This window comes from Colwellia demingiae (assembly GCF_007954275.1).
In the GTDB taxonomy this organism is placed as follows: domain Bacteria; phylum Pseudomonadota; class Gammaproteobacteria; order Enterobacterales; family Alteromonadaceae; genus Colwellia; species Colwellia demingiae.
This window is the reverse complement of the sequence record NZ_VOLT01000001.1, coordinates 664508-674444: the sequence shown is the minus strand read 5'-3', so window position 1 is coordinate 674444 and position 9937 is coordinate 664508. Positions and strand designations below refer to the sequence as shown.

The 9937-nt window shown below is 37.3% G+C and carries 7 protein-coding genes and 2 rRNA genes; 7 read left to right on the top strand and 2 right to left on the bottom strand.

The window, feature by feature from the left end:
- The 3 genes from ESZ36_RS02835 to ESZ36_RS02825 all read left to right on the top strand — a co-directional run.
- Window positions 1–103, top strand: a 23S ribosomal RNA gene (locus tag ESZ36_RS02835); the annotation flags it as partial.
- Between the two features lie 156 nt (window positions 104–259).
- Window positions 260–374: ribosomal RNA gene (gene rrf, locus ESZ36_RS02830) — 5S ribosomal RNA — on the top strand.
- Window positions 375–511: 137 nt separating this feature from the next.
- Entirely contained in the window at window positions 512–1699 is a 1188-nt protein-coding gene (locus ESZ36_RS02825; RefSeq protein WP_146783218.1) for a hypothetical protein, read from the top strand.
- Between the two features lie 231 nt (window positions 1700–1930).
- Here ESZ36_RS02825 and ESZ36_RS02820 read toward each other — a convergent pair whose 3' ends face one another.
- Complete coding sequence (locus tag ESZ36_RS02820) at window positions 1931–3121, bottom strand: cyclic di-GMP phosphodiesterase (protein WP_146783215.1); 1191 nt, start codon at window positions 3119–3121, stop codon at window positions 1931–1933.
- A gap of 354 nt (window positions 3122–3475) precedes the next feature.
- Here ESZ36_RS02820 and ESZ36_RS02815 point away from each other — a divergent pair, with 354 nt between their 5' ends.
- The 4 genes from ESZ36_RS02815 (at window position 3476) to ESZ36_RS02800 (ending at window position 8882) form a co-directional block, all read left to right on the top strand.
- Complete coding sequence (locus ESZ36_RS02815) at window positions 3476–4243, top strand: TetR/AcrR family transcriptional regulator (RefSeq protein WP_146783212.1); 768 nt, start codon at window positions 3476–3478, stop codon at window positions 4241–4243.
- Between the two features lie 107 nt (window positions 4244–4350).
- Window positions 4351–6678 (top strand): efflux RND transporter permease subunit, encoded by a 2328-nt coding sequence (locus ESZ36_RS02810; RefSeq protein WP_146783209.1) that lies wholly within the window; start codon window positions 4351–4353, stop codon window positions 6676–6678.
- 85 nt (window positions 6679–6763) lie between these two features.
- Window positions 6764–7564 (top strand): outer membrane lipoprotein-sorting protein, encoded by an 801-nt coding sequence (locus ESZ36_RS02805; RefSeq protein ID WP_211357749.1) that lies wholly within the window; start codon window positions 6764–6766, stop codon window positions 7562–7564.
- 46 nt (window positions 7565–7610) lie between these two features.
- Window positions 7611–8882, top strand: coding sequence for a hypothetical protein (locus tag ESZ36_RS02800; protein WP_246128962.1), 1272 nt, complete (start codon window positions 7611–7613; stop codon window positions 8880–8882).
- Window positions 8883–8982: 100 nt separating this feature from the next.
- Here ESZ36_RS02800 and ESZ36_RS02795 read toward each other — a convergent pair whose 3' ends face one another.
- The gene (locus ESZ36_RS02795) at window positions 8983–9936 is read right to left on the bottom strand and encodes a histone deacetylase family protein (RefSeq protein ID WP_146783200.1); all 954 of its coding nucleotides are present in this window, start codon (window positions 9934–9936) and stop codon (window positions 8983–8985) included.
- Window position 9937: the final 1 nt, after the last annotated feature.

Here is a 9937-nt window from a genome sequence, read left to right as displayed (position 1 = left end):
TCCCCTAAAGGGTCGTTGGAGACTACAACGTTGATAGGTCAGGTGTGTAAGTGCTGCGAGGCATTGAGCTAACTGATACTAATTACCCGTGAGGCTTAACCATACAACACCCAAGTAGTTTTGCTGAGAAGTGAACGCTGAGTGATTTGTATAAAGACTGACAGAAAACATCACGTACTTACGTGTTACTTGAAACTAAGAAAACCAAACGATATTTATAGCTCATTGAGCAAAGCTTTCTAAGATTGTACTTTTTTTGTTTAGCGACAATAGCGCTGTGGTCCCACCTGATCCCTTTCCGAACTCAGAAGTGAAACGCAGTTGCGCCGATGGTAGTGTGGGAGTTCCCATGTGAGAGTAGGACATTGCTAAACTTCTATTCAGAGAAGCCCGTTACGAAAGTGACGGGCTTTTTGCTTTTCTGAATATCTAATTTTCACTGCGATTATATTTGTAATCACCTCTGTGATCGTCTATTTGAACTGATGTAATACTGGAGTTTTATTCTCTAATGAGAAAGTTGTTATCTTCCCCTGTAAAAATGGCCTTAAGTGATGCTGAAAATGCTTCATACCAAAATTCTTTAAAATACATTACTGAAATAAGCTTAAACCTTATAGCCGTTAAAGTAGATAATAGACCTGAAGATTTTCTTGGTTGGTGTAAAGAGTTAATTGATGTCTGTCGTAACCGAATTAATATGGCGCTGCTAGAAGAACATCAACTACCTAGCCTGAAAAAACTAGAGCAAGTACTTGTACTTGGCGCAAGTGTTAGCCAATTTAAAATGGCACGTATTGCACCTTGGCCAATATTTACACTTTTTATCGAACAACAAGCAACTTTACATGCGCTAGAAGAAAGATTAGCGTTACTAGATTATATCGAAAGAATAAAAGTTAAACCTTTAAAAGAAATGACTGAAATAGAACGTCTTGCCTTTGCTGGTAAACATACCAGTCAGCATTGCCATACACAATATAACTTTGATGTAGAATGGTTTGCTTCAACCAAAGGCGCTAAAGTATTTCATACTTTATTAGCACAACAACCAGAAAGCTTTGATTTAGCCTTAAGCCATATCCCAGATACAGGTGATGTAACGCCAAAGCAGTATCAACAATTTGTTGATAGCTACAAAAGAATATTTAACGATTACAATGTCGATAAAGAAGCAGGTGAAAAAGCACCTCTAGCAGCCGCTACTCGTTTATTAGCGATGAAACGTCCAGATCAATTTATCGCATTAACCAATGCTAAAATAGATGTATTTTGCCAAGGCCTTTCGATAGCTAAGTTTAATGCTTTTGATTTTGAAAGTTACTGGCAGGATATGATTGGCACCTTAAGAACTTTTGCTTGGTGGCATCAAGATGCACCTGAAGATGAACGAGAACTAAAACTTTGGAAAGTTCGCGCAATTTTAGTCGACTTGTTTATGTTCGCTGATGAAGACTTTGCTTTTACCTCTAATTATTTACGTATTCGTGATAAAAAGTTGAATAGCGTTGAAAGTAGCTACAAGTCAGGTCGTCGTGGTCGTATTAAGCTAACACCAGAAGAAGTAGTTGATCAAGCTTTAGCAGAAGAGGGTGTACCTGAGTACATTCAAACTAAGCGAGATACCATTCTTAAGCAAGTTAAAGCTGGTAAGAGTGTTGAACACGTTATTGGATTGATGAGAGCTATCTTCGGTTAGAATGTTTTCTAAGTAAAGGGATAAAACATTTTATCCCTTTAGGTTTACACTAAGACAAGTACTACTTCCCTAAGATCTTTATTATCCTCTGGTATGGTTAAGCCTATAACTAGCGTGCTTACTAATGACCTTTATCTTACGAATATCACGTGCTCAGTATCAACGAATGTTCTAATTGAGTTACTGTCATATTCACTTAATTACTAATATGAAAGCCCAGTAAGACAAAATTTAAGCTTGTTTAGCCAAAAATTCAATAACATCATCCATATCAAGTGAAAAATCACTAGCCTTAACAGCTTTAACAATAAATTTATCGCTGTTAGATAGATCTATTTCTTCTGTATCTTGATATTCGTGTTTCTCAGAATCGAAAAATAGACGAACACCAGGACGAGTAGAGTCTGATTGATTTCGTCGTTCGACGATGGCGATCCTATTCGAGTTTAGCTGCACTAGAGAACCAATAGGATATAAACCAATTGCTTTAATAAAATGCTCTACGAGCCCACTATCAAGGTGATTATTCCCTTCAGCTAGATTACGTAGGATAGTAAATGCTTTTATATGAGTAAAACCATCTTTGTAACATCTGTTAGAGGTTAAAGCATCGAAAATATCGCAAATATTCATCATCCGACAATATTTGCTAATTTTATTTGCTTTAAGTCTGAATGGGTAACCCGTTCCATCAAGTTTTTCATGGTGAAAAGCCGCTACTTCGTAGCTCAAATTATTTATCCCCTCAATACCTTTAATAATCTCAGCAGAATGATTAGCGTGAGTTTTCATGATAAAAAACTCATCATCAGTAAGTTTTCCTGGTTTATTAAGTATGTCATCAGGAACCATTATTTTTCCTACGTCGTGTAAGAATGCGCCAATTGCCATATCGTAAACAATCGCTTTATCAATATTTAAATAACTTGAAAATAGGGTCAAATAAATAGAAACCGAAATGGAATGTTCGAGTAAATATTCACTTTTTTTACGAATGTTAACTAAACAGGATAAAGAATCGAGGTTATTAAAAATAGCATCGACCGACTTGTTAGTTACTTGAAGTATTGGCTCTAGTTCAAGGTCAAAACCATTTTTAGCATCACTAAATGCCCTATTCAGGATTGCTTTTGATTCGGTAAGAACATGCTTGGCTGATTGTAGTTTCTCTGGAGTCAGTTCATTTGCGGGAAGTTGAATAAAGGGCTCATTAATGATTTCAGTTATATTGTCGAGTTCAACTACAATAGTTTTTTCATCATCAATTAGTACAGTCTTTACTCCTTTGTGAATTAACTTTTTTAACACAGCAGTGCTTTTTATATGACTTGGTGATCGTAATTTGTGTTTACCATCTTGTTGCTTTATTTCAACAACGTAATGCCCAACTTTCAGTGATGAGATTTCCTGTTCAATAATCATAATTAATATCCAATCCATTGGTATAATTTAATTCTAAACCATATTTAATAGTATTTCTTTATTCACGGTCAATGAGTTGTGAGGCGGTTAATGAAAGTTTTTTATTAAATTATCTTGTTGGTTTTTAATTAATATACTATCAAATCATAAGTAAATATATGTTATTTGTTTAAGTTGAGTAGAACATTTAAGTCTCCTTATTTATATCTAGCAATGATTTTACAAGCGTTCTTTAGGACTATGAACTAAAGCATGCTTGTACATTCTAGTTACAATTGTATTGACAATAGTTACACTTATTGTAAGATGACGAAACGTCAGTGACGATTCGTCACACTTATAAAAGTAGACACTATGACACCACCTAAGTTACTCGATAAAAAAGCGCTAAAAGAAAGAGAGTTATTAATAATTAACTCAGCGGTGCTTCTTATCCAACAAAATGGTATTGAAAACCTCACCATGGATAAAGTGGTTGCTCAAGTGCCGTTTTCAAAGGGTACTGTCTATAAACACTTTATTGGCAAAGAAGATTTACTTTTAGCTATCAGTAATTACTCTATCAAAGTACTTGGCGATCTTTTTCATCGCGCATATCAATTTAAAGGCTGTTCACGTTCGCGAATGCTTTTATTAAATTTCTCTTACCTTATTTATGCGATGTTATACCCCGCCTTGTTTCAAACAGTGCTTTGCGCAAAATCGCCTAATGTAGTGGGAAAATCAAGTGAAAAGCATATTAATGAGGGGGAGCAATTAGAAGTTAAGTTAATGACGTCTATTCACGGCATTGTAGAGGACGGTTTAAACGATAATAGTCTCTCACTTCCTATGAATATGGATATACAGCAATTATGCTTTAGTAATTGGTCTATGGCGTATGGTGCTATCACTCTGCTTTCTGGTGAAGTTGAACAGTGCAGTGGCAGAACGAGTTTAATTGTTGAACGTGAACTTTTTAACCTTAGCAATATGCTTTATGACGGCATGGGGTGGAAACCTTTAACAAAAGACATAAGCCATTGTGCAGAACTCAAAATTGCATTGGCTGAATTATTTCCAGAAGAATTAGCGCTAATTAGTGCAAAAGGACGTGAGCTAAATTTTAATAGTTTTAGCTAAATAAATATAAATGATGTGCGGTGATTAACCGCATTTTTTTGACCTGTCAGGTGACGATTCGTCATCGATAGAATACTTCTTTTATAAAGATAAATAAGGACTTAGCAATGAGAGACAAACTCTACAATTTTGTCGGCAAAAATCCATTTTGGGTAATACTTGTTTGTATTACGTTTATGGTGCTGGCTGGAACGGGGGCACAAAAGTTAGAGTTTAAAAATGACTATCGCGTGTTCTTTAGTGAAGAAAACCCACAATTAACGGCTTTTGAATCGATGCAAAAGGTCTATAACAAAAGCGATAATGTTTCTTTTGTTGTTGTGCCTAAAGATGGCAATGTTTTTACGGCTGAGCATTTAGCGGCGTTAAAAGTATTAACTAAAGAAAGTTGGCAAGTACCGTATTCAACCCGTGTTGATTCAGTTACTAACTTCCAATATACCTATGCTGAAGAAGATGACATGATCGTTGAAGATCTTGTTATGTCGACTAAAAACTTAACTAGCGATAGGCTCGAAAAGATAAAACAAATTGCTATCAGTGAACCACTATTAGTTAATAAAATTATTTCTCAAACGGGCCATGTTTCTATTGTTAATGTTACGGTGCAGTTCCCGGGTGTTAACCCAATGGCCGAAACGCCAGAAGTTGCGGCTAGCGTTCGCGCTATAAAAACTCAATTTCTAGCGGAACACCCAGAGCTTGACGTTTATCTATCAGGCATGGCGATGATGAATACTTCATTTGGTGAGTCTTCAATTAGTGATAGTTCAACCCTTATTCCCCTGATGTTTCTTGTTGTTATAGTTACCATAGGTTTATTGCTGAGAACCATAACAGGTACTATTTCTACCGTGCTTATTATCATTATGAGTATTGTTACTACCATGGGGCTTGCTGGTTGGTTAGGCTTCTATTTAACCGGACCATCTTCATCTGCGCCTACGATGATTATGACTCTGGCTGTCGCTGATTGTATTCACATTTTAACCTCTATGTTTTATGAGATGCGCCAAGGCGCTGATAAGCGTACGGCGATTGCACGCAGTATTAAAATTAACTTACAGCCAATCTTCTTGACCAGTATTACTACAGCTATTGGTTTTTTAAGTATGAACTTCTCTGATTCACCACCTTTTAGAGACTTAGGTAACTTAGTTGCGATTGGTGTAATGTTGGCGTTTGTTTTTTCTATTACTATATTCCCTGCATTGCTAACAGTATTACCTGTACGCGTTAAAGTGCAGCCAGAAAATAAAAAAGACATCATGGCTAAATTAGCAGATTTTGTTATAGCCAAGCGTAAAGCCTTATTACCTTTAACCAGTATATTTATTATCTCCTCTATTATGTTTATTCCTAACAATGAGCTCAATGATGATTTTGTGAAGTACTTTGATGAAACAGTACCGTACCGCGTGGCGACTGATTTTATGCAAGAGAACTTATCAGGCATGATGATGGTTGAGATCTCGGTTAAAACGGGTGAAGCAAGCGGCATAAATAATCCTAAATATTTGAACAGTGTGTCAGACTTTAGTGACTGGTTACGTGCACGCCCAGAAACTGATCACGTAAATACCATTACCGATACGTTAAAACGTTTAAATAAAAATATGCACGGTGACGATCCTAATTGGTATAAATTACCAGACAGTCAGGAAATGTCAGCACAGTATCTATTGTTGTATGAAATGTCTTTACCTTATGGCTTAGATTTAAATAACCAATTAGATGTTGATAAATCATCATCAAGAATTGTTGCTACCTTTAAGAATATGACCAGTAATGAATTGATTACTGTTGAACGAGACATGATCCAGTGGTTTAGTAAGCATGCGCCGCAGTATGAAGTTGATTTTGCTAGCCCTAGTTTAATGTTTGCCCATATTGGCCAACGTAACATTACCAGTATGCTAATTGGCACAACGTTAGCGTTAATTCTAATTTCTATTTTATTAGGTGTAGCGTTAAAAAGCTGGCGTTTTGGCCTTATCAGTTTGTTGCCTAACTTGGCACCAGCAGCCATAGGATTTGGTATTTGGGGATTATACAGTGGGCAAGTAGGCTTAGGTTTATCGGTTGTTATTGGTATGACTTTAGGGATTGTTGTTGATGATACCGTTCACTTTTTAAGTAAGTACCTTCATGCAAGACGTGACAAAAATGCTAATACCAAAGAAGCAGTACACTATGCCTTTGATAATGTTGGTAGAGCACTTTGGGTAACCACTTTTGTATTAGTTGCTGGATTTACTGTACTGGCACAGTCGTCATTTAAAATGAATGCTGATATGGGGTTCTTAACCGCACTAACCATATTTGTAGCGCTTGTGGTTGACTTTTTATTCCTGCCTCCGTTATTGATGTTATTGGACAAGAACAAAAGTGAAGTAAAAGAGAATGCAGCAGTGACCGCTGAAGCAACAACTTAACAAACAATTAAAGCGGTTTAATAGAACCGCGGTTTACCAAACAATTTTATCAATTATGATGATAAATCTTTATAAGGATTTTTACATGTTAACTAAAAAATTACTGATTAGTGCTTTGTCTGTACTCAGTTTGCTGATTGTTTCAAATGTTTCTTTTGCGTTAAGTGCAGAAGAACAAAAAGGCTTGGATATTTCCCTGGAAGCTAAAAAACGTGATTTAGGCTGGCAAGACAGTACTGCTGATATGTTGATGTTATTGCGTAATAAGCAAGGTCAAGAAAGCATCCGCGAAATTAAGATGAAGTCATTAGAAGTTATTGATGATGGTGATAAAAGCTTAACAATATTTAATAAACCACGTGATGTAAAAGGCACCGCATTTTTGAGCTTTTCTCATCCGATTGACGCTGATGAGCAATGGTTATTTTTACCGGCATTAAAGCGTGTTAAACGTATTTCATCACGTAATAAATCGGGACCTTTCATGGGCTCTGAATTTGCCTTTGAAGATTTAAGTTCTTTTGAAGTTGAAAAATACACCTATAAATATTTAGGTGAAGAAGAATTAAATGGCTTAAAAAGTTTCAAAGTTGAGCAATACCCAGCGGATGAAAACTCAGGTTACACCCGCCGTATAGTATGGATTGATACAGAAGAGTACCGTGTTCATAAAATTGACTTTTATGACCGTAAAGATTCATTACTAAAGACTTTATCCTTTAAAGGTTATAAGCAGTATATAGCGAAGCATTGGCGTGCAGATATCCAAGAAATGATTAATCACCAAAATGGTAAAAGCACTGAACTTAAATGGACTAACTATGCCTTTAAAACCGGCTTGTCAGACAGTGACTTTAACCGTAACTCATTAAAACGCGCCCGTTAAGCTAATGCACTTATCTTTAAAAAATCCTTTAAATAAGCCTTCAAATATGTCTTTAACTAAAGCGCTAAGTAAAGTGTTCGGCAGCAGAGCCAAGTCGTCTGTATCTGCTATGGCAGTATGCGCTAGTTTAGTACTTAGTAACCCTCTATCTGCCAGTGAAGTAGCAACTGACGTTGAATTTGAGGCATCAGGTAATATTGCCCTCGAGCAGCGTTACTTTTTCAAAGAGGCGCTTTATTCCGAGCAATTGAGTCATAGCCAAACTTCTTTCTCGGTAGAGCCTGAGTTTTATTGGCAGTGGAATAATGGTAATGATAGCCTTTTATTTACGCCGTTTTATCGCGTTGATAGTCATGATGAGCAACGAACTCATGGTGATATTCGTGAACTTGCTTATATTCATGCGAGTGATGATTGGGAATTACGCGTTGGTATTCGCAAAGAGTTTTGGGGCGTTACCGAGTTTCAACACTTGGTTGACGTGATAAACCAAACTGATGGCGTGGAAGATTTTGATGGCGAAGACAAACTCGGTCAGCAAATGGTCAACTTATCATTGGTGAATGACTGGGGAATTGTTGATGTATTTTTACTACCAGGCTTTCGAGAAAGAACCTATGCTGGCGAAGAAGGACGTTTACGTGGACCTTTAGTAGTTGATGAAGATAACGTCAGCTATGAGTCGTCTGCAGGTCAACAGCATCTAGATTTTGCTCTTCGTTGGGCACATAGTGTTGGTGACTTTGACCTAGGCGCTTATTGGTTTCATGGAACCAACAGAGAGGCTTATTTAAGTCCATCACCACAAGCACCATCATCAAGTTTAGTGCAATATTATTCTCAAATGGATCAGTTAGGTATTGATGCTCAAGCTACCTTGGGTGACTGGTTATGGAAGTTTGAAAGTATCTATCGTAGCACTAGCTTGGAAGATTTCTGGGCAACGCAAGCGGGTTTTGAATACAGCTTTATTGGTGTGTTTGATACTAACCTCGACTTAGGTTTATTGATGGAGCATAGCTGGGATTCTCGTGGTGAAGTAGCCCTTGGTGCGCAAGGCTCATTAATGCAAAATGATTTGTTTTTAGGTGCTCGATTGGCATTTAATGACATGCAAAGTAGCGAACTACTCATGGGCTTTGGCAGTGATTTAGATCACAACGCTTTTAGTTTCTTAATTGAAGCTAGTCGTCGATTTGGTGATAACTTTATTGCGAGTTTTGATGTGAGGTTATTACAAAGTAACGAGCCGAATGATTTACTGTATACCATAAGCAATGATGACCATGCACAGTTGTCTCTAGCTTGGTACTTCTAGCATGTTAATTAACAGTGCTTCAAAATAAAAGCGGATAAATCATATGACTTATCCGCTTTTTTATTAGGAAATATCCTATAGAATGACAGTTGAAAGCAAATTAGTTACCAATCAAACCATTTACATGGGCAACGACACTTCTTCCTAACGCACTTGGGGCATAACCGCCTTCAAGCACAGAAACAATTCTACCTTTACCATATTCATTAGCGATGACTTTAAGTTCATCGGTGATCCAACGATAATCCGCCTCGGTCAAACTAACATGTGACATCTCATCTTCAATATGTGCATCAAAACCAGCTGAGATAAGGATCAGTTCAGGTTTGAATTTATGCAGGGCAGGTAACCAATGTGCCGTTAATTTTTCACGGAACTGTTCACTCTTAGTCGTTGCCGCTAAGGGTGTATTGATTATCGGTGGAGTATCACTCTCTTCAATTTCAAACGGGTAGAGTGGATATTGATAGCTTGAGCAAAATAGATAACCTTTGTCATCTTCTGGTGTTGCATTAAAGTGATTTCTTATAATATCTTCAGTACCGTTACCGTGATGAACATCAAAATCCACGATAGCTACGCGTTTTAAACCATACTTTTGTTTGGCATACGCGGCAGCCACGGCTACGTTATTGAAAAAGCAGAAACCCATGCCTTTATCATGCTCTGCGTGATGACCAGGAGGCCTTGTGGCACAAAATGCAGCACCTAAGGTGCCTTCCATCACTAAATCTACCGCATCAACAGCAGCGCCTGCTGAATACATAATGGAAGTGAGTGTTTTTTCATTCATCACAGAATCTTCACCTACAGTAAAGTTCTCTTCGCCTTCACTTGGTGCATTATCAAAAACAAAATCAATATGTTCTTGCGTGTGCGCTAAGGCTAGCAAGCTTTTATCAATAGGTTTTGAATCAAACTGACGCACGACATAGTCTAAGCCGCTACGAATTAATTGATCTGAAATGGCCGTTAAGCGCTTACCATTTTCTGGGTGATGCTCACCCATATTATGTTCACCACATCGATAGTGGCCTATTATTCCTACTGGCATA